This is a genomic window from Paenibacillus vulneris (assembly GCF_039543185.1).
Taxonomy (GTDB): domain Bacteria; phylum Bacillota; class Bacilli; order Paenibacillales; family NBRC-103111; genus Paenibacillus_S; species Paenibacillus_S vulneris.
Genome location: NZ_BAABJG010000027.1, coordinates 25,686 through 49,968, shown reverse-complemented (window position 1 = coordinate 49,968; position 24,283 = coordinate 25,686). Strand labels below are relative to the sequence as shown.

Genomic DNA, 24,283 nt, shown 5'->3' with positions numbered 1-24,283 from the left:
ATTTGGCTAATGAAATTAATGGTTATTATAGGGCATTCCTGATTCATTGTCAACAGCTGAAATTGGATAAGGGTATGGATTAGGCGAACGTTTAGATTTACAGCTGCATACAGTAACCGCATAGGGTCAAACGCCTAATATCCAATGAAAGTAGGGAATGACGTGGCCGTTTCATATATGGATTATGCCTCGCCATCGGCAGCATTTTCTTATGATTTAAGCGACAATCGATTTTTCACAAAAGATCCGCAGAACTACATTAACGCGCTTTCCATTAAACAGCTTAATACGCTTGGAAACGTATCTCTGCTCGATATTTTTCTCAGCGCCGGTAACATCGTAGAACCCCATATACACCAGAATGCTTCGGAATTGGTCTATTGCATTTCGGGAGCTGCTGTCGTCTCGTTGATCAATCCCTTTACGAAGGAACTGCTTAACTTCCCCATTCAGCCGGGTCAAGTAGCTAACGTGCCTCAAGGATGGTGGCATTATGAGGTTGCGTCCGTCGACAACACGCATTTGTTAGCCATCTTCGATGCCCCGACTCCGGAATTTATCGGCGGCTCCGATCTATTGCGTCTGACGCCCGCCAACATATTCGCACGCTCCTACTGCCTCGATGAAGACAAAGTGAAGGATACGCTCTCCCCCATTACCGGGACAGTTTTCATCGGTCCTCCAAAGGATTGCGATAAGTTTGAGGTTCAGGGCACCAGTGAGAAGGAAGCCAAACCAAACTATTCGAAGCCGATGTACCCGAATCCGCCCTTCCCTAATCAAGCATTCCCTAACCAGTCCTATCCGAACCAAGCCTTCCCGAACCAACCCAATTCCAGCATGCCGCAGTACCATCAAAGATACGAGTATCCCCTGCAGCAGCCTTATATAGGCAATGGATGGGGTTACAATTATAACAGCAATCTGTAAGACGCAGCGAACAACGGAAGACCATTCAGGACTGCTTGAGGCAGCTTGGAATGGTCTTTTTTCGTCTTCTATCCCATTGGGATAGATACTAGATGCTAATCCTTACCCATAACCTGCTTCGCCACGGAAACGGCTGACGCTGCCCGCGGCCAGCCTACATAGAAGGCCAAATGCGTGATGACCTCAATCAGCTCTTCCTCGGTAAGGCCATTATCCATAGCCAGCTTCAAATGGAAAGGCAGCTGGTTCGTGTGCTCGCCTGCCACAAGGGCGGCAACCGTAACGAGACTTCGGTCGCGAAGCGATAGCTCCTCCCTTCTCCATACATCCCCGAACAGCACCTCCTCCGAATAGTGTGCCAACGCCGGTGCCACATTCCCCAATGTTTCTCTCGCATTCGATACGATACGTCTGTGCTTCATCGCCTGCTCTCCTTTCACGTACTCGTTATAACGACGCTTTTCATAAAATCATCTGCGCGATCCCTTTGCCGAACGTCCAATCCTCCAGCTCGGTTTCCATCAAGACAGCGAATACGTCCTCTTCTCTGATCTCGCACTCTGCCGCCAATAGCTCAGCGAGCCTGCGGTAAAATGCTTTCTTCTGATCCCTGCTTCTCCCTGACCCTAACGTGATTTGAATATAGAGGAGCTTATCCGTTCTCTCCACATTTAGATAATGGGGGCTGTAGTAAAATTCGCTTCGCTTATGCGCATGAAAAACCTGAAAGTAATCATCCTCCGGGACATGAAAATGCTCTCTTAAAGCACGCATAATACATTGACTGATGATTGGCAACTCCTTGTCCCCGTATTGCTGCTCCAAATAACCGACTCGAATGAACGGCATGCTGGTTCCCTCCCTTTCAAGATAATTTGATTGTACACCTCAATTCTTCATCTGTATAATTGAATTAATTCATAAATATTATCATTTTATTAGATGGAGATGAGTGGTATGGATTTGAAGGAGCTCACGACCTTCCGCACGATTATTCAAGAGGGTACCTTCTCCAAGGCAGCCGCCAGATTAAATTACGCGCAGTCCACGGTGACCAATCAAATACAAAGGCTGGAAAAAGAGCTTGGGATCAAGCTGTTCAAACGGGGCTGGGATGCGGAGCTTACTCCTTCCGGGAAGGTATACGCGGAAGAGGTGGACAAGCTGATTCAGCACTGGAATTATGTATTGGATCAGGCCAAATCGCTGCAAAAGGAAGAAAAAGGGACCCTTCACATCGGGGTATCGGAGACGATGACGGCCAGCCTGCTGCCCGCTGTTCTGCACAGGTTCCGCGCCCTGAAGCCGCAGATTGAGTGTCATTTCACGGTCGGCAACGCGGATATGCTGGCCCAGTCGCTTCTGCAAAACACGCTGGATTTCGCAATAACCGGGGAGCCGCACGACATCTCCGCCCTGCGCTTCGAGCATCTGTATGATGAAAAAATCAGCTTTATCGTTTCCAAGAACCATCCCTATGCTGACGCTCCAACCGTTTCCATGAAAGCACTGTACGATTACCCGCTCTTCGTCGGCGGCAAAACCTGCTTGTACCATATGCGTCTGGTAAAAGAATTTGCCGGATATTCCGGCACGCCGTTCTTGTATACGGTGAGTCAGATTTCCGCCATACCGTCCTTCGTACAGCAAATCCCGTCAGTCGGAGCCGTCCTCTCCTCCCTCCAGCTGCCTCCTGACATTGTACATTTGGAGGTCAACATGAAGGAGCCGTTGATCCCGATCGGCATTTTGCAGCTTAGCAAGCTGCAGTACCGCTCCTCGGCAAGCACCTTATTCCTTCAATGCTTGAAGAAGGAGCTTGAGCTTTGGCGGCGTACATGAGAAGAAGGTTTAGTCTAGCTCTAGCTTACACTTACACATGCAAAAAAACGCCGCTGCTTTTCGCAGCGACGCTTTTGCAATAACGACACGCGGTCAAGATGCAACCGCCCTTTTTCCCTTGGCTGCCAGCGATAAGACAAAGCACACCAGCAATACAAGAGAGGCCGATACATACGGATACTGGATGTTAATATCGAAGAGGAACCCTGCGACAACGGGACCTACAATATTTCCCAAGCTCGTATAAGCGGAGTTCAAGCCGGCTACATAGCCCTGCTGGTCTTGGGCCATTTTGGACATTTGGGTGCTGACCGCCGGCCGCAAAATATCCGTTGCCAGGAAAACGATGAATGTAACCAGCAAAATCAGCCAGTAACGGCTCACAAAGAGCGTCAATAAAACAAATACCCCCGCGACAACCAGACAGACGGATATGACCCGTCTCTCGCCAAAACGGTTCAAAATCCAGCCGAAAATCGTAAGCTGTACGACAGCTCCCGCAATGGAACCGAAGGTGATGATAAAAGCAATATCCTTTGGAGTAAACCCGAATTTATGATCCACGAACAATCCGAATATCGTCTCATAATTTGCCAAGCCGAAGGACATGACGAAGACGATGATCAAGCCAAGAAAATAGGGCTCGCGGAAGGATTGTCTCAGCTGCGATATAAGACTTGGCTTGGCATCTTGAGACGAGCTCGGAGCCGGAGACGTTCCTTTAGCTGCTTTCATCGATTCCGGAAGCAGAATTAGCGAGATGATAGCAGCTACGACTCCCGCGGCAGCTGCCGCATAGAAGGGTGCTCGAATTCCATATACCGCAATAAATCCGCCGATCCCGGGGCCAATTATGAATCCGGTCGTAATGGCCGCATTAATGAAGCCCATTCCTTTGGCCCGTTCTTCCGTCGTAGTGACGTCGGCGGCGTAAGCCATAACCGCAGGCATGATCAGCGCCGCGCCTATACCTCCGAGCATCCTCGAGACGAAGAGAAACAACGGTGTGCTCACCACTCCGAACATCCATTCCGAGACGGCGAACACGAGCATTCCGCCAATAATAATCTTCTTTCTGCCGAGGGAATCGGATAACCGGCCTGCCATAGGAGAAAATAAGAGCTGGGTTAAAGAAAATGCGGCAACCAGCAAGCCGACGATGCTGCCGTTAATATGAAGCTCCTCCATATAAGTGGGCATGATGGGTATGACAAGCCCAATGCCTGTAAAAACCAGGAAAATATTGACCATCAAAAGTAAAATTGCGCCTCTGTTTCTAAATAATAATGACATGATAATCCTCCACATGCTGTTTCTTTCATAATTATACTGAACGTTCGTTTTGTATTATTCCAAAAGGCTTCACCGAAAAGGAATATTTTCGGCTCGGGTGTCTGTCTATAAAACCGATACGGCTATCGCTCCGGCTCCTCCGGCCGCGCGGCAATGCCGTAAAGAAATATTTTTACCGCCATCTGGTACAGCTCCAGTGCTTCCTTCATACTCGATTTACGCGACATCTGACTTAGGCCAAAGAACAAGCCCTCCAGGATGACAGCCAGACTCTCAACGTTAGCTTGCTTGAATTCGCCCTTCTCCATACCTTCCCGAATCAGCTTTCCGTTGAATTTCAAGTGCCTCGTGACCATCTCGGCCATCCGGTCCTCTACGTCGCTGGTTTTCTCCTCGTTATTGAAAAACTCATCCGCTGCTTTCGTAAGTGGATGATTCAAATCATCCAGCACCATCTGCTCGGCGATTCCGTACAATTTATCTATTGTCGTTTCATACTTGGATTCTTTCTCGAGCCATTTGTGCTCCCAATCATGGTCCCATTCCTCTACCAAATACAGGAACAAGCCTTCCTTGCTTTTAAAATGATAATAAATATTCCCTTTACTGCTGCCTGTCACCTCGACAATATCTTCGATGGAGGTCGCCTTGTACCCCTTTTGTATAAATAATACTCTAGCGGCGTCAGCTATTCGCTTTTTGGTCAACTCACTCTGCAACTGCTTTTTATTCATACGGTTCACTCCGATTTGGTGGAAGTCAGCGGAATCGTGACAATAATACTGAACGTTTATTCAGTATTCTAGCAAATGCGGTCCAATTCTGCAACCCCTCGTTCCTTTCGACGCTTAAGTCGGCATCAAAATGGTCAAAAAAACACCCCAATGAAAATCCATTGGAGTGTCTCACTTTTGCTACCGCTGAGCCTCTGCCGCCAGAGACTCCGCTGCCGCCGCCAAATAATAAGCCAAACCGGTTTGCTGATCCTCCAGCATACGCAGGTGGAAGTCATCCTGCAGGAAAAACCGGGTTTGCGCAGCAAAATCTGCCGGTGAAACCGCGTGGCCATGCTCGTTCATAAACGTTAAATGGCTGCGCAGCAGCTGCTTCATTTTGTCGTCGCTGTGCTTCAAGCCGTCTCTTAAGGATTGCGCCACCTCGTTCATGAAGGCTGCTGCCTCCGCCGCCTGCTCGTTCATCTCCTGAACGTCGACTGAAGCAGTTTCAAGAATGTCCACGTTGTAGGTTTCCTTCAGATGCTGGTTTTGCTCGCTTAGCGCCTCTTTCCATGCGTCCTCGCTTTCAAAGCCTTTGAATAGATCCTGACTGTTCATTGGTTCTCCTTTCTTCTTGCTCTGTATAGTTGTTCGCAAGGTGTGAAGAATGGTGTCCAGCCGCTGCTTGCGGGCCAGGAGGAGCTTTTCTTGCTCAGCAAGCATTGCCGTCCGTTCCGTTTCTTTGTCCAGAAGCGCTTTAATGGTCTCCAGCGGAAAGTCCAGCTCCTTATAAAACAAAATGTGCTGAAGACGCTCCAGCTCCTCCCTCCCGTACAACCTGTAGCCCGCGCTGCTGATTTCGCAAGGCACCAGAAGACCGATCCTGTGGTAATGGTGCAGCGTTTTGACGGTGACGTTGGACAGGGCCGATACTTCTTTTACGGTATACAGCATGGGGTTCACCTCCTTCAAAAACAAGTCTAAAGCCTCCCCCAAGAGGAGAGTCAACACTTTTATTGAACAATTCCGATGACGAAGCCGTCATATCCTTTGCTGCCGACGGTTTGAATTGCTGCAGCTGTCACCCGCGGCTCTTCCGCCAGCATGTCGAAAAACGTTCTTACCCCAAGGACCCTGGGGTCTACGCTATGCTCATTGACCACTTCTCCGTCACGGATGACATTATCGCCAATAATAACCGTTCCCGGACGGGAGAAGCGAAGCGCCCATTGTAAATAATGGGGATTGTTCGGCTTATCCGCATCGATAAAGATGAGATCAAACGGCTCCGTGCGTTCCTCCTCCAATAGAGCTAGCTGCTCCCGCGCATCTCCTACCCGAAGCTCGACCTTATGATCCTGCTGTGCAAGGGCCAGATTGACTCTGGCGACCTCCGCATGAAGCAGGTCCACTTCAATAGTAACCAAACGCCCTTCCGGCGGCAGCGCTCTCGACATCCAGATCGTACTGTACCCGCCCAACGTACCGATTTCCAAAATTCGCTGTGCGCCCTGCATTTGAACGAACAGGTTTAACAATTTCCCTTGTGACGGCGTTACGTCGTAAGAGGGTAACCCTGCCATCCGATTGTTAGCCAAAGCTTCTTCAAGAATAGCGTCGTACGGAATCAGCTTCTCCGTTACATACTGATCTACCTGGTTCCAAAGGTTTAATGGATTCATAGGTATCACTTCTCCTTTATTATCGTTTGGCTGGTTCTGTTTTTATTGTAGATGATCTATAATCATAATAAAAATATATCTTTTCATCCTACTTATATAATTTATATATAAATTGTACAAAGGAGCTTACCGCGATGAATCTTCACGCCTTACGATTATTTCATGTTATTGCCTCCACCCAAAGCGTGACACGGGCCTCGGAAATATTGAATATTAGTCAGCCTGCGATCACCGCCCAAATCAAAAAATTTGAAAAGGAATTGTCCATCCCGTTGTTCAAGCCTCAAGGCAGGGGAATCGCGTTGACAGACGCCGGGGAGAAAATGGAGCAGCTCGCCAAAAGACTGTTCGCAGTCGAGCAGCAGATCGAACAATTTACGCATGATTATCACCACGGTTCGATTGGACATATTCGAATTGCCGCGACATACTTGCCGGCCCATGTGCTGCTGCCCGCCTGGATCGCAAAGTTCAAGCAGCAGTATGAGCAAGTGGAAATGACCATCACAACGACCAATTCCAGCGATGCCTTGAAGCAGCTTCTGAATGTGGAGGCGGATCTGGCGATCTATGGGGGACTCCCGGAGGAATATCCGGATACGGTACAAACGGAGGAGCTGTTTCAGGACGAGCTGTGGTTTGTCGTAGCGCCCGGCCATAAATATGCGAACCAGCAGGTTTCTCTGCACGACATGATGAAGGAGGCTTTCGTTATGCGGGAGGAAGGAAGCTCGACACGGGAGCGATTATTGGCTCTATGCCGCACCTATAATTCCACCAATCCGAGAATTACCCTGCAGTTTAACGGATTGCATGAAGCTATTACCGCGGTGATTGCCGGGTACGGCGCAAGCTTCGTCTCGTCTCTGGTCGTGAGCCCGTATGTAGAACGCGGCGAGTTATGCCGGGTATATGTCGAAGGAATCCATTTGCAAAATACGATTGCCGTATGTACCCGCAGGCAAGAGCCTTTATCTCAAGCGGCGGCCCATTTCATCCAAATGATCCGGCAAAACCCTTATAGAAGGCCGTCCTGAACCGGTGCCGGTACGGCTCAATAACGCTGCAAGATAAGCCCTTGCCATCAAGGCTTAAGTCTGATGCTTTCCAAGTAATGCCAAAAAAGCCCGAACCTTTGGAGTGCCAAAGCATTCGGACTTTTTCATCATGCTGGTAGATCGTTCAATTATTGTTCCGGACCTACCTTAACGAGCATTTTACCGATATTGGTCCCTTTAAACAGCTGCACGAAAGCCTCAGGAACCTTCTCGAAGCCTTCCATAATCGTTTCTTCGTATTTCAGCTTGCCTTCGGACAGCCATTTGGTCAGATGCTCCATTCCCTCCGGCAGACGATCAGCGTAATCTCCGAGCACAAAGCCTTTGATCATGGAGCGCGTCTTAATCAGCTTGGTCAAAATCCGCGGACCGACATCGCTGCCCTCCTCCTTGTTGTAGGCCGAGATGGCTCCGCACAGCGGGATTCTCGCATGATCGTTCAGCAGACTCATGACGGCGTCGGAGACGTCTCCCCCGACGTTATCGAAGTAGACATCAACTCCCTGCGGGCAGGCTTGCTCCAGCGCTTGCTTCAGGTCGGATGTCTTGTAATTCACCGCGGCGTCAAAGCCCAGCTCGTCCACCAGAAACTTCGTTTTCTCATCCGAGCCGGCAATCCCAACGACTCTGGCTCCATGAATTTTAGCGATCTGACCGACGACCATGCCGACTGCGCCTGCCGCCCCGGATACGACCACTGTCTCTCCCGCTTTCGGTCGTCCAATGTCCATGAGACCGAAGTAGGCCGTCAAGCCGGTCAACCCGATAACGCTCAAATAGGCGGATAACGGTGCAAGCTTTCCGTCAATTTTGCGGAGCGATTTGGCATCTGCGATGTTATACAGCTGCCAGCCCAGCATGCCGAGCACCTTGTCCCCTGCGCTAAACAGCTCCGAACGGGATTCGATGACTTCCCCTACGACGCCGCCGCTGATGACCTCGCCAAGCTGATACGGCGGTACATAGGACTTGGTATCATTCATTCGTCCTCTCATATAGGGATCGACGGATAAGTAGATCGAGCGGACAAGGACCTGGCCTTCTTCCGGCTTGCCCGCAGGCGCCTCCTTCATTTCAAAGGTATCTTGATCAGGCCAGCCTTGCGGACGGTTTTTAAGTAAAATCATTTTGTTCATCATCATAGATCACTCTCTTTCTTGGGAATCATAACTTATCGGACACGGGACGCTTCATCGGTTAGCATCGGGCATGAAATTTGAATAGTTATAAAACTTTCAAACTATCGGATCAAAAAGAAAGTTTCTTGGCCCTTATAGGCTGTCCAAGAAACCGGGTAAATACATCTGAAATATATCGTCGACCAAATATATTTTTTTATTTTGCCCGTCGCGGACGACGCGAATCAGCTCCGCTTCGTTCATGATTTTCAAATGATACGTGACATTCGATTTGTCCATTCCCATCGCTTTGCCGCTTTCCCCGCAGCTATTCCGCGTCGGCTCCGTGTGGAGATAACGGACAATTTCTATACGCTTTTTTTCCGATAAAGCTTTAAAAATCCGTGCCCGCTTCTCATCGTCGGCTTGTAATTGTTCGATCATCATAGAACTATGATAAAAAGGAATGCGGTTTTTGTCAACCGGAGGGGCAAGAACAAGCGCTGATGAAGTCAGTGCCTGGGGATGTTGAGAAACCTGAAAATCTAAAAAATTGCTTTGGTACCCCGGTGGGGTATCCCCCTCCGGTCGCTGTTGTTCTCAGGAAATGTTGATTATATTCGCTTTATAGTGGGGATTTCCTGAGAACAAAGGCGAACGCTTTCGCTCCTCCAGGGGATACCCCACCTATCACCTTTCGCATTTTTTCTGTATGTTAAGGTTTCTCGAAAAACTCAAAAAACAAGCGCTGAAAAAAATCAGCGCTTGTTCTTGTATAAGAATTAATGATGAAAATCGAGTCCGGACGTTACCGCCTTCACATACCCCGTACGAATGACGAAATCGCCAAAATGCTCGCCTTCCGTACGATCTGCAGCATAATGATGAATCATAGGCCTCAGGATGTCGATAATATCTTCTTCACCGATGTTTTCCCGGTACAGCTTGCTCAAGCGGTCGCCGGAAAAACCGGCTCCCATGTACATATTGTATTTGCCCGGGGACTTACCGATGAAGGCAATCTCGCCCAGAGCAGGGCGCGCGCAGCCATTCGGGCATCCGGTCATGCGAATGTTGATTTCCTGCTCCCGCAAGCCGGCTTCCTCCAGGATAGGCTCCAGCTTCTCGATCAGCGTTGGCAGATAACGTTCCGCCTCCGCCATCGCCAATCCGCAGGTCGGAAGCGCTACGCAGGACAAAGCGCTGCGGCGAAGAGCGGACACCTGATCGCTCTCCAGAATGCCGTATTCCTTCAGCAAAGCTTGGATCTTTGGCTTTTTCTGGCTCGATACATTAGCTATCATCAAGTTCTGATTCGCGGTGAGACGGAAATCGCCGGTATGGATTTTGGCAACCTCACGCAGAGCGGTTTTCAGCTTGTAGCCTTCTTCATCGACAATCCGGCCGCTTTGAATATAGAGCGTCAAGCTCCATTTGCCGTCTTTCCCTTTGATCCAGCCATAGCGGTCGCCGGTATGATCGAACCGGAACTCGCGAGCGGGCTTGAGCTTCCAGCCAAGACGCTCGTGCAGCTCGTCAACGAACCATTCCAGACCGTGCCGGTCGATAGTGTACTTGAAGCGCGCATATTTCCGCACGGAGCGGTTTCCGTAATCGCGCTGAATCGTTACCGTCTTCTCCGCTACATCGAGAATCCGATCCGGCGTACAGAAGCCGATGACTCTGGCCAGCTGAGGATACGTTTGGGTATCGCCATGCGTCATGCCCATGCCGCCGCCGACGGCAACGTTGAAGCCGACCAGCTTGCCTTTTTCGATAATAGCGATAAAGCCGAGATCCTGGGAGTACACATCCACATCATTGGATGGAGGAACCGCGATACCGATCTTGAACTTCCGCGGCAAATATACCGGGCCATAGATCGGCTCCACTTCCTCTTGACTGCCGTTCTGCTCAAGGCTGTCCACAACCTTCTCGCCATCCAGCCAAATCTCATGATACGCCGGCGTACGCGGAGCAAGATGCTTCGTTAATTGCTGCGACCAATGGTACACCTCGCTGTGCACCTCGGACTGATAGGGATTCGGGTTGCACATGACGTTACGGCTGACGTCGCCGCATGCAGCCAAAGTGGTCAGCAGCGCATCGTTGATGTCCCGAATCGTTTGCTTCAAGTTCCATTTGAGCACTCCGTGCAGCTGGAATGCCTGCCGCGTAGTGAGGCGAATGCTGCCGCTGCCGTATTTCTCCGCCAGCTCGTCGATGACCTGCCATTGCTCCGAAGTAGCTACGCCTCCGGGGGTTACGACGCGAAGCATGAATTGAAACGATGGCTCCAGCTTCTGCTTTTGCCGTTCGTTACGCAAATCGCGGTCATCCTGCATATAGCTGCCGTGAAATTTCAGCAGCCGGTTGTCCAGTTCAGGCAATCCGCCGGTGATCCGGTTGGACAGCGATTCGACCAAAGATCCGCGCAAGTAATTACTTTCCCGTTTCAGCAATTCCACATCGCTTGGAGGTCCGCCAATCGGCTGCACTTTTTGTTTTTCTGCCATTGCTGTCAGCTCCTTTACTTAGGCACCGTTACTAGGTGCGTCCGTACTCTCTTTTTCCTTACCTCTATCCTTACGTTTCGATTAATAGACGTCGCGTTGGTAGCGCCCTTGCTCCTGCAGCTCGGCCAAATAAGCCGCAGCCTCTTCCGCGCTCTTGCCTCCCTGCTGTTCAAGGATCGTAAGCAGCGCTTTATGCACGTCATGGGCCATATGCTTCTCGTCACCGCAAATATAGACATGTGCGCCTTCCTGAAGCCATTGGTACAGCTCGGAGGCCTTCTCCAGCATTCTGTGCTGAACGTATACCTTCTCCTTCGTATCGCGGGAGAATGCCACATCCAAATGTGTCAGTACGCCGGATTTCAGCATGCGCTGCCAGTCGGTTTGGTACAGAAAGTCGGTTACAAAATGCCGGTCCCCATAGAACAGCCACGTTTTGCCGCCCACGCCAAGCTCTTCTCTCTCCTCCAGAAAAGCCCGGAAAGGCGCTACTCCGGTTCCTGGTCCAACCATAATCACCGGTGTATCCGGATTAACGGGCGGCTTGAAGTTCGGATTTTTCTGAATAAAAATCGGAAGCGTATCACCGGGCTGCAAGCGCTCCGACGTATAAACGGAGCATACGCCTCCCCGCTCTCTGCCATGGGCCTCATACTGCACTTTTCGGATGGTCAAATGCACTTCTTCCGGATGCGCTTTACTGCTGCTGGCGATCGAATAAAGACGCGGAGGCAGCTTGCGAAGCAGCACCGGGATATCTGCGGGACTGAGCGTCCATGGAGCAAAGTCGTTCAGCAGATCCAGCAAATCTCTGCCGCTCATGTATTCCTTCAAATCCTGCTTGTTCTCCGGCTTCACCAGCTCCGCCAGCCTGCTGTTCCCCGAGAATGCCGCGGCCTTCTCCAGCAACGGTTTGGTCAGAACCGTAATCTCATAATGATGAATCAGCGCGTCCCTAAGCGAAACGGTTTCTCCAGGCTTGCCGGCTGCAACACGCTCCTCCGGATTCCATTGCAGGAAGCGAATCAGCGCGTCGACCAGGGACGGGTCGTTTTGCGGGTACACACCGACGCAGTCACCCGGCTCGTAGGTTAACCCGGAGCCTTCCAGCGACAGCTCCAAATGCCGTGTTTCACGATCCGAGCCGCGGCCGTTCAAGTTAATATTGTCAAGAACCTCCGCCTGGAACGGATTGGAGCGGCCAAATTCCGACTCTCCCGAAGCGGATCTTTCGATTTCCACAACCGCAGCTGCTGAAGCCGGCGCCGCTTGTGCCGTCGCGCTTACCGCATCGGTAACGGTCGCAATCCAGGAGGATGCCGCCGCCTCGAAATCTACATCGCAATCAACGCGGTCGGCAATTCGCTGAGCGCCGAGCTCCTCCAGCCTTTTATCAAAATCCTGCCCTGTTTTGCAGAAAAACTCATAGGACGTGTCGCCAAGGGCCAGCACGGAGAATTTGACGTCATCCAGCTTCGGTGCCCGTTTGCTGAACAAAAATTCATAGAAGGTCAGCGCATTATCCGGCGGGTCTCCCTCTCCATGAGTGCTGGTCAGCAGGAACAAATAGCCGGCCTTTTTCAAATTGTTCGTCTTGTATTGATTCATCGCCGAGAGAGTGACCTGGAAGCCCTGCTCCTTCAGCTTATCGGATAAGCGGCCCGCCAGCCGCTGGGCGTTGCCGGTTTGGGAGCCGTACAGAATGGTCGCCTCGCAAGGCGCCTGCACCTCAGGAACCAAGGTCAGTACTTGGGGAGCCGTCGCGATCGTATTATTGACACTAGCCGGAGCTTCGCCTTGAACGGCAGAACGGTCCGGGCGATAAAAGGCTAAAAAGCCGCCCAGCCATTGAATTTGCGCCTCGGTCAACGTCGGCAGAAGCCGGTTAATCAGCTCGGCCTGCTCTTCTGTAAAAGGACTGTTCGTTACTTGGAGTTGCAACAACATCCACCTCGCATCGTTTCATAATTAGTATTATTCCAAGTTGCTTACTCTGTTTTTATTCCTGCTCTTATGCTACAGCAGTCTACCCACAGGGTCAATGCGATTCGTCGATATTTGTCTATAAAACTTTTTGTCAGTTGGTTTCAATTTTTCTTATAAATGAACATTTTGACGGATCGATTCCACCAATAGTGCTTCATGGGAGTGTCTAATGGTAAAATAAATCAACTGCAGCTTATTCGTTTTACTTAGAGAAAGGGGCATCATCATGTCTTCAGCTCTCAATGACTCCCATATTTTCGAGGTATTTCCGTTCTTACAATCGGTTCCGCATGCGGAATGGACTGCCGCACAGCCCAAAGTGTTGACCTATCCGGCACATGCCCGTGTTTTTCAAAAAAACGAAGCCGCCAATTACGCCGTGCTCCTATTGCGCGGTACGATGCGAATTACCTTGATCGGGGAGGACGGGAGTGAATCGTTATTGACCTTACTGTCCGCCGGCGAGGTTTGCTCACTCATGGTGCTCTGCGGGCTGAGCGGCCGCGACTACCCCGGTTCTCTTATAGCCGAGACAGAGGTCGAGGTGCTGCTCGTCTCCAAGTCCGGCTTTCTGAGCTGGATTCAGATGCAGCCGACGATTCGAACCGCCATCTTCGGCGGGCTACTGGACGGGATAGTCCGTACGAGTCAGATGCTGCAGGCAAAATATAATGAACCGTTGGAAGCCCGACTTGCCAAGGCTCTGCTTCGCACGACAAGCAGCGCCAATCCCATGCTTCAAATCACTCATCAAATGCTTGCTAATGAAATCGGATCGGCCCGCGAAGTCGTGTCTCGTGTGCTCAAGCGGTATCAAAGTAAAGGCTGGGTGGAAACAGGGCGAGGTTGGGTGCAAATTATCGATCGAGGAAGGCTGGAGGCACAGCTTGGTGACTAGGTCACAGAAGGAAGAACCGCGGTCCTGCTAAGGTAAGGCTGTAGACCAAAGGTCTGAGTTCAAACCCTCAGGAGGAATCCCTATGAATCAAAAGCTTCAGCCGGGCAGCAAGGCCCCCTTGTTTCAAGTTACCGATCAGCATGGAAAGCGTGTATCATTGGAGCAGTATCGCGGGCGCAAAGTATTGATTTCCTTTTTCCGTTACTCTGCCTGTGCGTTATGTAACCTTCGGATTCAGCATTTTATCGAGCGGCATCCGGCCTGGCAGCGGCAATCGCTAGACATCATCGCCTTCTTTGAATCGCCCGAAATCAACCTTCAAGCCTACGTCGGCAAACAAAACCCGCCGTTCCCGCTCATCGCCGATCCATCCGCTGTCATCTATGATCAATACGGGGTGGAGAGCTCGGAGGAAAAAGTGCAAAGCACCTTGGCCGCCCCCTCCATTAAAGACGTCATCGCGGAAGTGGAGGCGGCGGGCTATAAGCTGACGACCGAGGAAGGCTCGAATTTCTATCGCATGCCGGCCGAGTTCCTGGTGGATGAGGATGGAATTATCCGGATTTGTCACTACAGCCAGGTGGTTACGGAGCATTTACCCTTCGACACCATTGATCTCTTTGCTGCGGCAAGCCGATAGACCGCAAGATCCCGTTCGTCCAACAGGTCGATCCAGATTCGCCTGTTGGACCATCTCCTTGCATCAGACCGCTTGACGACGCTTGAAAAAAGCGATCACTTTGCCGCCCGAAGGCATAACGTTGACAAGCTCCCAACCGTACCGTCCCCAGTGAGACAAGGCTTCGTCCAGCGTCCAGCCGCTATGCTCCATTTCATTGTTCTGCAAGCAATCCCCGAGGGCCACCTCCGTCGCATATTCCCATCGGTCCCCCGCAGTCTGCAGCTCTGCAGGAAGCGGCAGCCTTTCCTCCATACGATCCCACCTTACTCGTGCAGTCGCTTGAGAGAGTGCTGCGATGATGGATTCTCTTTCAACAGCCTCCAGTGCAAACAGCCTCGGCGCCCGCGGAAGATGGAACGCTCTATGCGAATGATAGACCTGCAGCACCATCGTGCCGATCGAAGTCCCATTGACGTCGTAGAGAACGTACCATATACATCGTTCCCGCTCCTCAGGCGGTCCCCAGTTTTCCATGGAATCCTTGCGGTTGAATCCCGCCTTGGTGGTGTATCCTTCCGATTTCAGCTGCTCCAAGACCGGTACCATAAATTCTTGGATGCATACTCCGTAGGCACGGTCGCCATACTCCGCAAACATCTGTGTTAACTGCACCTTCTTATCCTCATAGACTGCCCTCCATGAAGCAGCCAATGTCTTTTCTATACCTCGAATTACCGTGTGAATGAGTGCTTTTTCCATAGATAATCATCTCCAATAGTAATATTCTAACACTGTTAGATTATATTTTAACACTGTTAGATTAATACTATATGGTATAATTGTCAAGAACTCATTGGAGGGGTAGCCATGGCACGAAGAAGAACATATCCAACGCAAACTGAAATTCAAAGCGGAAGCTTGGAACAGATTCATACGCCGCTCGACCGCTCGCGGATCATCCGTACGGTCTTGACCATGCTGCAAGCCGAAGGCTTGGAACAGATCAGCATGCGCAAAATCGCCGATGCCCTAGGAGTGAAGGCCGCCTCCCTCTACTATCACGTGAAGGATAAGGAGGAGCTGCTTCATTTATTGGCGGAGCAAATAAGCTCGGAGATTGAATTTCCTGACGAGCAGCTGGATTGGCGGGAGCAGCTTCGGCAGTGGTCGCTTCATTTTCGCCGGGTACTGCATAGGTATCGGGATTCTGTACAAATCATGGGGGCCACGATCGCGGCAAGCCCATACCGGCTGTCCCACATCGAATATTTATTCCGGGTATTGGCCCAGTCAGGGTTCAGAGAATCACAAATCCCTTGGCTTGCGTCTATGCTGAAAAACTACATTTACGGATTTACGGAGGAAGAGAACCGCTTGGCTGCCCGTGCCAAACAAGAGCTTGTGGATGTGGAGCAAATGGGGGACAAGCAAAAGGAACGATTTCAAGCTCTCTCATCAGAGCTTTATCCCTATCTTGGCCGGTTGGCCGCATACACGACGGCTGTCGATTGGGACCAGGAATTTACGTTTGGATTACAAGTACTGCTGGATGGGTTTGAGGCCCAGAGGTCAAATCAATAACCCCATAAGCGGGGGCTTGACTCCAAAAAGGAAAAAAATCCATAACCGAAAAAGGTAATGGATTTGGGGGCTGCCTAACAAATTTGCCTGGAACGAGCCAAATGCTCCTTGCCCCATTGATTCATCAGATCCAGCAGCGGGATCAGGCTCTCACCGTAAGGGGTCAAGGAATATTCCACCTTAGGAGGGATTTCCGGATAGATTTCACGCTTTACCAAGCCATGAGATTCCAGCTCTCTGAGTTGGTACGTCAACACTTTTTGCGTCAGGCCCGGAATCAATTGAGTAAACTCGCTGAATCGCTTCGTGCCGTTCCGCAGATGGCAAATAAGCAGCAGCTTCCACTTTCCTTCAAGAATGCCTAACGTTACGTTGGCGGCGTAATCAGAATCGGTCGGTCTCAAGATACCTTGCTCCTTTCACAAGCTTTTATTCAAAAATACGGCAGCCTCTAATAGCAATCCTATGTTACATAGCATAGTTGACTGGTTGCTGAAAATCAAAGGGAAAGAACCTGCAGCTCAGCTAGTCATGCTCCTTATTCTAATTTCTGCAATTCTAGGATTCCTTCTGTAATCCAAGCTCTCTCGCTGTTTGGCTCAACCATTCGGCGAAATGCTCTTTTTCCTCGAACTGCGGATAGTGGGCGGATTGCTCAAACAGCACAAAATGCTTCTCCGGAGCCTCCAGCGTATCCATATAGGATTTGGCCGCTCGGGCAGAAGTCATATAGTCGTATCGCCCCATGACAAAATAGCAGGGGATTTCCAAGCTTGTGATCAGGCTTGCCAAAGGATGCGCCGCTTCCTCCTTTAACAGCGGCTGCTGCGTTTCGGAAACTCCTCTTAAGAAACGGATAACGTCCAGCAAATTATACTCGGGCTGTAGAAGGAAACCTTTATAATAATCCATATTGTCGTCAATGAGCCTGGCGGCACCGCCATATTTGCGAACCATCCCCCGTGGAGTCAGCTGCGACCCTCCGGCTATAGAATCATGCAGAAGCTCCAAGCGCTTGACATCCTTCGCGTTGCCAGCCCGCTTTGCCTGCTCAAGGACAAATTCCCAGCCGTCCAGCTCGCTCTGTACCTGATCGGCTACCTGACCTATGCCAATATAAGCCGAAAAACGCTCAGGGGATCTGGCCGCGGCCTTCATCCCGATATAGGTTCCAAACGAATGGCCTATCAGCAGCACTTTCTTTTGTCCAAGCTTCTCAGCAGCATAATCGGTCAATGCCAACAAATCATCAACGAGTACATCGGTCGAAACCTTCGTGTAATCTTCCCCAAAATGATACGATTTCCCGCTCCCCCGTTGATCGTAATGCACTATAGTGAATTGCTCTTCCAAAAGCTGCTGGTATTTTCTCACATACGGAATCTCTGAGCAGCCCGGCCCGCCATGCACAAAAATAAGGATCGGATTGCGAACATTCTTCCCCCTAATCATGACTTCATGACCTGCTCCATTGATTTGGATTTGCTCCACCCTGCTGATGCTCCGTTCTCCTTGAATCGAAGGCGTCCAGGTGGGGAATATCAACCCAAGCACTAATAGAATAGCAATGACCGCGGCAACGGTCAGCCCTACTTTTACTTTTATTCGGTTCAATCGATATCTCCCTATTTTGCTTCCCTCTTAATTTTATTAGCTCCAACAGGAAGCAGAGTGTAAGTGATGGTATTAATATATTTCTGAACGCCCCATTAACTCGTTTAATTCATCCTCCGACAGCAATAGGTTCCCGCAATATACTTTGCTTGAATGAAATTCCCATTCACCATACGCGATCATAGTACTCTTGCATAACTTTCTTTTCACTAATGCCCACACTCCTAAATTGCTTTGTGCACTAGCTTGAAATAAAATCCAATCGTTATATTTTGTCATATAAGGTTTTTCAAAACTATGAAAATAATCTAAGTATCCCTCTCCATTTCTTTGTTTGAAGGTTTTATCGATGCAATTTAAAAGTATGACTTCCTCAGCCTTAATATTTATCCAAGCTCTTTCATCTGTTTTAGCAATAACGCTATCAAAGCTGCACCTAATCATTGCCGAAGATTCAATCTCATCTGGATGATCTTCCCATCCATTAAAGCTCGATAAAGCAGGTCTGAACAGAGTCCAAAATTTTTCTCCTACTGACATGTTGAAAGGAAAATGCACCTGCACTTTTTTCATCTCGCCAGCTATCGGGGGAAATGAACTCCTTTCCCAATACCTAGTACCAAGGTCTGGGACGTCTTGAGAAAAATTTGACCATTCCATGATCTCTTCAAATGCTACTATGTCAAAGCCCTCTTTATCATGCAAGCATCTTTCAGCTGTTTGTTTGCAGGCCTTGCATACAAATGCTAAACGTTCATTTCCCATACATTCCTGCCTTTTCTGTTTAAAAGACTTTCAGTAATCTGCAAATTCTTCAATGAAATTGGAGTCATTAAAGAAAATGAATTTTTAAACACCCGCAATATAGCTCCTGATGGTCTCTTCTAATGTTTCATTGTTTTTCTCATCCCATACAAAACTCATTTCGAAGGTACCCTGCTTAAAAAACAATGGAAACCTACGCTTAAACCAATTCTGCATGGGCAGGTTTAATGCCGCTTCAATTTCTACCCACAAAAGCTCCCCTTCAGGCGGATTGTCGATTAACTCTCCCTCAAATGAAGTAGCCAAATAGTTAAACACCATGTATCTTAGTCCTTTATTAGGTTCACAAAATTCATCTATACCTTTATATATAATGTCTTTAACGATTAATCCAGTCTCTTCTCTTACTTCACGAATTGCCCCATTCACAATACTCTCCGGAAAATCAACCTTACCTCCCGGTGCAATATAGCCTGGGAAGCCTTGTTTATCGGGCCTATTTATTAATAGTACTTTGGTTCCGTCTTGTACCATGCACATGGTATATAACTTGTGTGTTATATTGACCGACATAATTATCAACTCCTAAAGAATTGAGCGCCACACCAAAGTCGTTTATTCTTCAAAATGCATTAAATACATTGAGAATACGCGATAGATATTAGTAAAAATACTTATTTCAAGGTCATAATGTCCGGTGAACTCAACATTTGTTTGTTCCCCTTGATAGTAAATGATTCTATGACCATATCCCTGATTCCATATGCTCTGAAATGTCATTTTAACCGAAGCTTCCTTACTTAGTTCTATAAACCAATTACGAATGGATAGTGACTCAGAGAATAATTGATTAACTTTCCACTTCATAGGAATAAAACTAACTACTAGATTTTCTTTATCTCCTTTTATGTCTTCTTCCCGATAGTCAATTTTCCCTAACTTTACTTTATTATTTGTTCCAATCTGTTTATAAACATTATCTTTTCTAAATTGTGGTATAATACCTTGGGGTATTCCATATTCTTGTTCTCCATGTCCATCTTCCAGATACTTGAATAGGGTTGAGTCTAAATCAAAATATAAAACCACTTGGCCATGATCAAAGTAGCCATTTCTTTCAATATAGCTTCGTAATTTGTCAATATTATCTTTCTGAACTACAATTGAATATTTTTCTTCGAACTTATAATTTGTCTCATAATATGAAGTTAGAATATAGGGCAGATGATTACCAAATTCGTCCATAATACCAAGAAAACTGTTCTTTTTAACACAAAAGAATCCTTCACCTTTAAACTCTAAAAAAGTTTCGTTTCCGTTCAAATAAATTATCCTGTGCCCTTCAGCTTCCAAATCTACGTATGTAATAATGGAGTTAACTTTTTTACTTAATGCAATGAACCATTTCTTCACAGCTATTGAGTCTTGGAACAGCCGACTCATGTCAGATGTAGCAGCAGTGAAACTAACAATGAGTTCCTCAGGATTAATAGCTTTCACTTCCGTATAGTAGATGCATCCTATTTTGGCTTTATTGTCAGAAGTCAAGTGCTGATGAATTTCCTCTTTATCATAATGCGGCTTCCAATCATACCCACCTTCTAAATATTTCAGAATAAAGGAATCCACTTCGAAATTCATGCAGAAGCAGTCTGATCCGTTAACTTCCCCATTCTCTTTTACAAAATTGATTAACTCATCTTTTTTATATTTATTAATTACAAGCACATAACTATAGTCGAGTCCCATTTCAATGATCCCCTCTGTTGTATCTCCAAATGAGCCATCAATGGCGGTCGAATCACTTACTAAATGCTTTCAATAGATTTCCCCTATATCCCGTATCCTTTTCGTTCAACTCCAACATTCTTGTCTGTAAATTGATATTGATGTAAAGTTCAGAATATAATCCTAACTCATCCTGATCATCGTAAAAGACCTTAAACTTTAAATACTCGTTAGCAAAAGCTCGTGGATCTCCCTGCAAGGCGAAGCTGGTCAATATAATGGTATCTTTCATTTGCTTTTTATCGTTTGCCAGCTCGTATAACCCTGACAGCTTCTCAATAAAGACATCGGATTCCATTCCTATCGATCTTATTTGAATCCCGCCGGGACAAAATGCATTTCTATCCAGTTCGCCATGAACGACTCCCGGTAACATATCCGGCTTAAATAACACTTCAAATCCGACCACTTCGTTATTACAAATACCTAATGCTTTAATAATATGATTCGAATGTTCATCTTTTTTGTAATCGACAATACTAAATTCAAGATCCTGAAATCCTTCCTCGGTATTTTCGTTAATTATTCTTAGATTCATTGTCATGGTTGTAGGAACCTCCCCATATTTTATCCATGCTTCCCCTGGATCGAACCCGACAGCATACACGGTTATCCCCCTGCTTTAAACCTCTCGTTTCACGTTGGGCCTATATAATATCCTTCGATAATCCGAATCCTTGCTATCCATATCACCCAAGTATCTTCTTTCGTGTTCAGGTACAAGTTCATATTTCTTTCTTAAGTTTTCTCTGTAGAACTCGCTCGGATTTTCTAAATAGGAATAATAAGCCTCTCTACAAGCTTCTAACGATGATTTTTCTCCGTTCAGCTTTTTGTAAATATCCATAAGCTCCTTATACTTTTCTTCAATATTTGCGGCATATAACGGTTTGGATAAAATAACTTCGCCTAGATCCGATAAAGTAATCGGTATGGGGTTATCGTAAGTAGTGAAAAAAGTTCCATTTTCAAATAACGGCCCTATTTCTTTCACTCGATATTGCACTTCGTTCGGCAAATGGTAGATGACAACTAGCCCGTTCTTATATGCAATCAAATTAACTAAATAATGCTTCCCCTCATATTTCATAAAAATGAAAAAGCCATTTCCCTCAGCGGTTTGATAAAACATTTCATTCTCTACATAAAAATCCGTCGCTCTAGGAGAATGAACGATTCTTCTCGTCTCGGATAATGTCTTCTCCCGATTTGAAATTTCGTAGATATTAACAAACTCCGGATTAAGTACTTTTATGGTCTCTTTGATATGTTTGTAATAGCTCTTTTTGTTAAACTTCCAGTTCGCTTCGTCGATTCTGTATGACCCAAGACCGTGAATGGAAATCGTATCACCGATTGGAACGACGGGAGTTAACCAATTCGAATTTATTTTGCTTTCCAATCCTTTTAAATCGACAAGCTCCCAGCAATTCGTCATCCCATCCTCATAGATATCCACGTTGATATAAAAATAATGACCCCCATTATGAATAATCCCAGGGATCGACGTACCCTCTATCGTTTTTGTTCTTTGAATTTTTTTCATTTGTAAAACACTCCAATACAAAATAACTTTTAGTTTTAGCAAGACAGTTTAAAGCAAAGCAGGCTGCACGTTACTTCTTGATCAAAACCTAAAAAAACTTCCTCCCTACTCACTAAGCAACCAGCTTCTTGCCAATTTTGTGTCCCGCCAGAACAATGGGAATAAGGATGAAACCAAACGGTATGCTCAAAAACACTTCATTCCAGCTTACCAGCGATTCATTCGTCATTCGATACAGCACATAGCTTGTAAATGGAAGAACAACCAGCACTGCACTAACGACCCCCGGAGTGTAAATCCTAAGCAGCAGGGATTGCCCCAGATGTGTAAATACATGAATAAAAAATATCGTGATAAAAGCCAAATACCCCAAATACTCGCCGCGCTCTGCTGCCAAATAGGTTACGAACGTTAAAGGAATAAATTCAATCCATACAGCAACGGCAAACTGGCTGCTGGTTATATCCAGCATTGGTTCTGCTTTTGTTTTTAACCCGTTAGGTAACCGACTTAATATGGTTTTCCTATGCTTCTTGATAACCGGCTCCACCCAAATAATTTCCTCCAAGTCGTGTATGACGAACATAACCAAGGACATCCAGATTAAACCGTTTAGACTTATTAATGAGTCGATAGATTCTATCAATGAATATCACTGCCTTTATTTAGTTGGGTTCACTGCATTCACGTATTCGTATCCCTAAAAAGCATAAGAAGAAATGTTCTTACTTCCTCGAATAAGTCTAATTTCTCTTTTCATGAACCATTTTTGGATACTCAACCAGGAATAAGGATTCCCATTCACTCATGAATCCCTCATCGAATACTCTATTATAGTAATTTATATGAATCTTCCAGAATTCTTCCGAATTGCAATAGTGTGTTCCTAAAATAAATGAAGGATAGTTATGTACCGAACTCGCCATTATTCGCACTTTATCAAATTCCTGCAATTCAAGCTTTTTATATATTTCTTCTAGTATATAAATTATTGGCTCAACACTAATCTGGACCCGATTCATATTAAAATTCCCTGTTTTAACCCAAAATGAGTTTAATTCGGCAATCACTCTATTTCTGCACGCATCATTCCTAATCTTATTCAATCTAGCAACAAGCGTACGTATGGTTCTAAAGTCAAACTTTATATCTTTATGAAGCCAATCTAAAATTATACTTATTATTTCCTTATGTACGGGGTTCTCAGGTTCCGATCTAATAAAGATAAATATATAAAGCAGTGCCCTCATGAATTTGCTCACATATCTTTTTTGGAATATAATCTCGCACCTTCCTTCACTGTATTACACTTTCCACAATCTCTCTATATCTATCAACTTCTCTTCGCTAAATTCCATTCTATAAACCATTTCTTTACGATGTTCATAAACAAGTATTTCTTTACCCAATGAATCGGCTAATTTAGGAGATTGACCATGCCTCACCATGTAAATGATAGTCTTCATACATACCTCCGCGTTGATCATGATAAGAATAAAGCCGCGGTATTATCCCTTATCATATTCCCCCCGAAAATAACACTCGCTGCAATCAGCCCTATGAAAAATCCTGATAATGATGAGACGACAAGAATTCCTGCAACATTGGTACTTGAAGTAAACAGCAGTTTTGCGATGACGACAGCTATCCCTGTAATCAATACGACTAGCCAATAATATAGCTTTCTCTTCGAGTCTATTTTTCTAAAGTTTTTTGCAGTATTCGGGGTTTTGATTAGCAGCACTACTATTAGAAAGCCCTGGGCCGCCAAACCGATGAGAGAGAGAACGTATTGAAGCAGCTTATATAACGGGACGGATCCATACGTTTTTTGAAGAACAGGATACCTCATAACAAAATAACCAGATTGATGTGTGAACGCGTCCACAAAAATGTGACTATAGAAGCCAAGTGCAACGGAAACGAAAAGTACAATCCAATTCTTCACATTTCGAAAATCAAAGTGTCGGATGAGATGGCTCGCTCTGACATCTAGATGAAACACAGAAGGCAGATGGGCTGCTAAAGGTTTCATTATCAGGTGAAGCAGGATTAATAAGATTACACTTATGGGAAGCGCCTGCAATAAAAGTCCCTTATGGGTATGGCCTATCGTTTGATATGGCTCCAGCGCAATAAAATACTCATAATCCGGAGACATGCTTCCGAGAATAAGTCCTATTAAACTAAAATATCGGGGCCTGATGTATTTAATAGGCAACGAATACAATGGGTGAGCAAATGTAAACGGCAAACCATCACTCCTTGGATAAAAAGACTCAGCTTATGAAAACCCGCACTTTCATCATAACATTCGATGTAAATATT

General features: G+C 46.9%; 28 protein-coding genes and 1 other annotated feature (1 of these 29 running past the window's edge). Of the genes, 6 read left to right on the top strand and 22 right to left on the bottom strand.

The features are described from left to right. Positions 1 to 6, bottom strand: a binding site (T-box leader); it reaches 225 nt to the left of the window's first position. Positions 7 to 162: 156 nt separating this feature from the next. After that, the gene (locus tag ABEA66_RS23135) at positions 163 to 930 is read left to right on the top strand and encodes a cupin domain-containing protein (RefSeq protein ID WP_079908492.1); all 768 of its coding nucleotides are present in this window, start codon (positions 163 to 165) and stop codon (positions 928 to 930) included. Between the two features lie 95 nt (positions 931 to 1,025). Here ABEA66_RS23135 and ABEA66_RS23130 read toward each other — a convergent pair whose 3' ends face one another. After that, positions 1,026 to 1,352 (bottom strand): carboxymuconolactone decarboxylase family protein, encoded by a 327-nt coding sequence (locus tag ABEA66_RS23130; RefSeq protein WP_345591204.1) that lies wholly within the window; start codon positions 1,350 to 1,352, stop codon positions 1,026 to 1,028. Positions 1,353 to 1,392: 40 nt separating this feature from the next. Next, positions 1,393 to 1,779, bottom strand: a complete 387-nt coding sequence (locus ABEA66_RS23125; RefSeq protein ID WP_079908491.1) for a tautomerase family protein — start codon at positions 1,777 to 1,779, stop codon at positions 1,393 to 1,395. A 108-nt stretch (positions 1,780 to 1,887) separates the two neighbouring features. Here ABEA66_RS23125 and ABEA66_RS23120 point away from each other — a divergent pair, with 108 nt between their 5' ends. Next, a complete protein-coding gene (locus ABEA66_RS23120; protein ID WP_345591200.1) occupies positions 1,888 to 2,772 on the top strand; it encodes a LysR family transcriptional regulator in 885 nt (294 codons plus the stop codon). A 93-nt stretch (positions 2,773 to 2,865) separates the two neighbouring features. Here the strand turns inward: ABEA66_RS23120 and ABEA66_RS23115 are convergent, their stop codons facing one another. The 4 genes from ABEA66_RS23115 to ABEA66_RS23100 all read right to left on the bottom strand — a co-directional run bounded on the left by ABEA66_RS23115 (position 2,866) and on the right by ABEA66_RS23100 (position 6,463). Next, the gene (locus ABEA66_RS23115) at positions 2,866 to 4,065 is read right to left on the bottom strand and encodes an MFS transporter (RefSeq protein WP_345591198.1); all 1,200 of its coding nucleotides are present in this window, start codon (positions 4,063 to 4,065) and stop codon (positions 2,866 to 2,868) included. Between the two features lie 122 nt (positions 4,066 to 4,187). Beyond that, the gene (locus ABEA66_RS23110; RefSeq protein ID WP_079908488.1) at positions 4,188 to 4,799 is read right to left on the bottom strand and encodes a TetR/AcrR family transcriptional regulator; all 612 of its coding nucleotides are present in this window, start codon (positions 4,797 to 4,799) and stop codon (positions 4,188 to 4,190) included. Positions 4,800 to 4,979: 180 nt separating this feature from the next. Further along, the gene (locus ABEA66_RS23105) at positions 4,980 to 5,735 is read right to left on the bottom strand and encodes a MerR family transcriptional regulator (RefSeq protein ID WP_192701065.1); all 756 of its coding nucleotides are present in this window, start codon (positions 5,733 to 5,735) and stop codon (positions 4,980 to 4,982) included. A gap of 59 nt (positions 5,736 to 5,794) precedes the next feature. Next, positions 5,795 to 6,463 (bottom strand): O-methyltransferase, encoded by a 669-nt coding sequence (locus ABEA66_RS23100; protein WP_345591195.1) that lies wholly within the window; start codon positions 6,461 to 6,463, stop codon positions 5,795 to 5,797. A 134-nt stretch (positions 6,464 to 6,597) separates the two neighbouring features. Between ABEA66_RS23100 and ABEA66_RS23095 the strand changes: the two genes are divergently transcribed. Next, entirely contained in the window at positions 6,598 to 7,500 is a 903-nt protein-coding gene (locus ABEA66_RS23095) for a LysR family transcriptional regulator (protein ID WP_079908485.1), read from the top strand. A 149-nt stretch (positions 7,501 to 7,649) separates the two neighbouring features. Here ABEA66_RS23095 and ABEA66_RS23090 read toward each other — a convergent pair whose 3' ends face one another. The 4 genes from ABEA66_RS23090 to ABEA66_RS23075 all read right to left on the bottom strand — a co-directional run bounded on the left by ABEA66_RS23090 (position 7,650) and on the right by ABEA66_RS23075 (position 13,096). Beyond that, on the bottom strand, positions 7,650 to 8,657 hold the full coding sequence (locus ABEA66_RS23090; RefSeq protein WP_345591707.1) for an NADP-dependent oxidoreductase: 1,008 nt from the start codon (positions 8,655 to 8,657) through the stop codon (positions 7,650 to 7,652). A 135-nt stretch (positions 8,658 to 8,792) separates the two neighbouring features. Then, complete coding sequence (locus ABEA66_RS23085; protein ID WP_345591191.1) at positions 8,793 to 9,086, bottom strand: ArsR/SmtB family transcription factor; 294 nt, start codon at positions 9,084 to 9,086, stop codon at positions 8,793 to 8,795. 335 nt (positions 9,087 to 9,421) lie between these two features. Beyond that, the gene (gene cysI, locus ABEA66_RS23080) at positions 9,422 to 11,155 is read right to left on the bottom strand and encodes an assimilatory sulfite reductase (NADPH) hemoprotein subunit (protein WP_345591189.1); all 1,734 of its coding nucleotides are present in this window, start codon (positions 11,153 to 11,155) and stop codon (positions 9,422 to 9,424) included. An 81-nt stretch (positions 11,156 to 11,236) separates the two neighbouring features. Further along, entirely contained in the window at positions 11,237 to 13,096 is a 1,860-nt protein-coding gene (locus ABEA66_RS23075; protein ID WP_345591187.1) for an assimilatory sulfite reductase (NADPH) flavoprotein subunit, read from the bottom strand. Positions 13,097 to 13,367: 271 nt separating this feature from the next. On the opposite strand from ABEA66_RS23075, the gene ABEA66_RS23070 reads away from it, so the two are divergent. Together ABEA66_RS23070 and ABEA66_RS23065 are read left to right on the top strand one after the other, a co-directional pair. Beyond that, positions 13,368 to 14,039: a Crp/Fnr family transcriptional regulator gene (locus ABEA66_RS23070; protein WP_345591185.1), complete on the top strand. Its 672-nt coding sequence runs from the start codon at positions 13,368 to 13,370 to the stop codon at positions 14,037 to 14,039. 82 nt (positions 14,040 to 14,121) lie between these two features. After that, the gene (locus tag ABEA66_RS23065) at positions 14,122 to 14,679 is read left to right on the top strand and encodes a peroxiredoxin-like family protein (RefSeq protein WP_345591182.1); all 558 of its coding nucleotides are present in this window, start codon (positions 14,122 to 14,124) and stop codon (positions 14,677 to 14,679) included. 63 nt (positions 14,680 to 14,742) lie between these two features. Here the strand turns inward: ABEA66_RS23065 and ABEA66_RS23060 are convergent, their stop codons facing one another. Then, positions 14,743 to 15,420, bottom strand: a complete 678-nt coding sequence (locus tag ABEA66_RS23060) for a DUF6022 family protein (protein ID WP_345591180.1) — start codon at positions 15,418 to 15,420, stop codon at positions 14,743 to 14,745. 108 nt (positions 15,421 to 15,528) lie between these two features. On the opposite strand from ABEA66_RS23060, the gene ABEA66_RS23055 reads away from it, so the two are divergent. Further along, a complete protein-coding gene (locus tag ABEA66_RS23055) occupies positions 15,529 to 16,242 on the top strand; it encodes a TetR/AcrR family transcriptional regulator C-terminal domain-containing protein (protein WP_192701071.1) in 714 nt (237 codons plus the stop codon). 74 nt (positions 16,243 to 16,316) lie between these two features. Here ABEA66_RS23055 and ABEA66_RS23050 read toward each other — a convergent pair whose 3' ends face one another. From ABEA66_RS23050 to ABEA66_RS23000, 11 genes are all read right to left on the bottom strand, one after another. After that, positions 16,317 to 16,646 (bottom strand): winged helix-turn-helix transcriptional regulator, encoded by a 330-nt coding sequence (locus ABEA66_RS23050; RefSeq protein ID WP_079908476.1) that lies wholly within the window; start codon positions 16,644 to 16,646, stop codon positions 16,317 to 16,319. 154 nt (positions 16,647 to 16,800) lie between these two features. Continuing rightward, positions 16,801 to 17,856 (bottom strand): alpha/beta fold hydrolase, encoded by a 1,056-nt coding sequence (locus ABEA66_RS23045; protein WP_345591177.1) that lies wholly within the window; start codon positions 17,854 to 17,856, stop codon positions 16,801 to 16,803. A gap of 72 nt (positions 17,857 to 17,928) precedes the next feature. Next, positions 17,929 to 18,621 (bottom strand): hypothetical protein, encoded by a 693-nt coding sequence (locus ABEA66_RS23040; protein ID WP_345591174.1) that lies wholly within the window; start codon positions 18,619 to 18,621, stop codon positions 17,929 to 17,931. Positions 18,622 to 18,705: 84 nt separating this feature from the next. Further along, positions 18,706 to 19,194 (bottom strand): 8-oxo-dGTP diphosphatase, encoded by a 489-nt coding sequence (locus ABEA66_RS23035; protein WP_345591172.1) that lies wholly within the window; start codon positions 19,192 to 19,194, stop codon positions 18,706 to 18,708. A 42-nt stretch (positions 19,195 to 19,236) separates the two neighbouring features. After that, positions 19,237 to 20,370, bottom strand: a complete 1,134-nt coding sequence (locus ABEA66_RS23030; RefSeq protein ID WP_345591170.1) for a hypothetical protein — start codon at positions 20,368 to 20,370, stop codon at positions 19,237 to 19,239. Between the two features lie 52 nt (positions 20,371 to 20,422). Further along, on the bottom strand, positions 20,423 to 21,016 hold the full coding sequence (locus ABEA66_RS23025) for a hypothetical protein (protein ID WP_345591169.1): 594 nt from the start codon (positions 21,014 to 21,016) through the stop codon (positions 20,423 to 20,425). Positions 21,017 to 21,031: 15 nt separating this feature from the next. Further along, positions 21,032 to 21,955: a DUF7638 domain-containing protein gene (locus tag ABEA66_RS23020; RefSeq protein WP_345591168.1), complete on the bottom strand. Its 924-nt coding sequence runs from the start codon at positions 21,953 to 21,955 to the stop codon at positions 21,032 to 21,034. Positions 21,956 to 22,067: 112 nt separating this feature from the next. Beyond that, complete coding sequence (locus ABEA66_RS23015) at positions 22,068 to 22,553, bottom strand: HXXEE domain-containing protein (protein WP_345591166.1); 486 nt, start codon at positions 22,551 to 22,553, stop codon at positions 22,068 to 22,070. A gap of 145 nt (positions 22,554 to 22,698) precedes the next feature. Next, complete coding sequence (locus ABEA66_RS23010; RefSeq protein WP_345591164.1) at positions 22,699 to 23,205, bottom strand: hypothetical protein; 507 nt, start codon at positions 23,203 to 23,205, stop codon at positions 22,699 to 22,701. 54 nt (positions 23,206 to 23,259) lie between these two features. Next, positions 23,260 to 23,421 (bottom strand): hypothetical protein, encoded by a 162-nt coding sequence (locus ABEA66_RS23005; protein ID WP_345591163.1) that lies wholly within the window; start codon positions 23,419 to 23,421, stop codon positions 23,260 to 23,262. Positions 23,422 to 23,438: 17 nt separating this feature from the next. Next, entirely contained in the window at positions 23,439 to 24,209 is a 771-nt protein-coding gene (locus ABEA66_RS23000; protein WP_345591162.1) for a DUF4184 family protein, read from the bottom strand. Positions 24,210 to 24,283 lie beyond the last annotated feature (74 nt).

Coding starts and splice junctions, on each gene's coding strand:
- ABEA66_RS23130 (WP_345591204.1), bottom strand. CDS start 1,352: ATGAAGCACAGACGTATCGTATCGAATGCGAGAGAAACATTGGGGAAT.
- ABEA66_RS23125 (WP_079908491.1), bottom strand. CDS start 1,779: ATGCCGTTCATTCGAGTCGGTTATTTGGAGCAGCAATACGGGGACAAG.
- ABEA66_RS23120 (WP_345591200.1), top strand. CDS start 1,888: ATGGATTTGAAGGAGCTCACGACCTTCCGCACGATTATTCAAGAGGGT.
- ABEA66_RS23115 (WP_345591198.1), bottom strand. CDS start 4,065: ATGTCATTATTATTTAGAAACAGAGGCGCAATTTTACTTTTGATGGTC.
- ABEA66_RS23110 (WP_079908488.1), bottom strand. CDS start 4,799: ATGAATAAAAAGCAGTTGCAGAGTGAGTTGACCAAAAAGCGAATAGCT.
- ABEA66_RS23105 (WP_192701065.1), bottom strand. CDS start 5,735: ATGCTGTATACCGTAAAAGAAGTATCGGCCCTGTCCAACGTCACCGTC.
- ABEA66_RS23100 (WP_345591195.1), bottom strand. CDS start 6,463: ATGAATCCATTAAACCTTTGGAACCAGGTAGATCAGTATGTAACGGAG.
- ABEA66_RS23095 (WP_079908485.1), top strand. CDS start 6,598: ATGAATCTTCACGCCTTACGATTATTTCATGTTATTGCCTCCACCCAA.
- ABEA66_RS23090 (WP_345591707.1), bottom strand. CDS start 8,657: ATGAACAAAATGATTTTACTTAAAAACCGTCCGCAAGGCTGGCCTGAT.
- ABEA66_RS23085 (WP_345591191.1), bottom strand. CDS start 9,086: ATGATGATCGAACAATTACAAGCCGACGATGAGAAGCGGGCACGGATT.
- cysI (WP_345591189.1), bottom strand. CDS start 11,155: ATGGCAGAAAAACAAAAAGTGCAGCCGATTGGCGGACCTCCAAGCGAT.
- ABEA66_RS23070 (WP_345591185.1), top strand. CDS start 13,368: ATGTCTTCAGCTCTCAATGACTCCCATATTTTCGAGGTATTTCCGTTC.
- ABEA66_RS23065 (WP_345591182.1), top strand. CDS start 14,122: ATGAATCAAAAGCTTCAGCCGGGCAGCAAGGCCCCCTTGTTTCAAGTT.
- ABEA66_RS23060 (WP_345591180.1), bottom strand. CDS start 15,420: ATGGAAAAAGCACTCATTCACACGGTAATTCGAGGTATAGAAAAGACA.
- ABEA66_RS23055 (WP_192701071.1), top strand. CDS start 15,529: ATGGCACGAAGAAGAACATATCCAACGCAAACTGAAATTCAAAGCGGA.
- ABEA66_RS23040 (WP_345591174.1), bottom strand. CDS start 18,621: ATGGGAAATGAACGTTTAGCATTTGTATGCAAGGCCTGCAAACAAACA.
- ABEA66_RS23035 (WP_345591172.1), bottom strand. CDS start 19,194: ATGTCGGTCAATATAACACACAAGTTATATACCATGTGCATGGTACAA.
- ABEA66_RS23030 (WP_345591170.1), bottom strand. CDS start 20,370: ATGGGACTCGACTATAGTTATGTGCTTGTAATTAATAAATATAAAAAA.
- ABEA66_RS23020 (WP_345591168.1), bottom strand. CDS start 21,955: ATGAAAAAAATTCAAAGAACAAAAACGATAGAGGGTACGTCGATCCCT.
- ABEA66_RS23015 (WP_345591166.1), bottom strand. CDS start 22,553: ATGTCCTTGGTTATGTTCGTCATACACGACTTGGAGGAAATTATTTGG.
- ABEA66_RS23010 (WP_345591164.1), bottom strand. CDS start 23,205: ATGAGGGCACTGCTTTATATATTTATCTTTATTAGATCGGAACCTGAG.
- ABEA66_RS23005 (WP_345591163.1), bottom strand. CDS start 23,421: ATGAAGACTATCATTTACATGGTGAGGCATGGTCAATCTCCTAAATTA.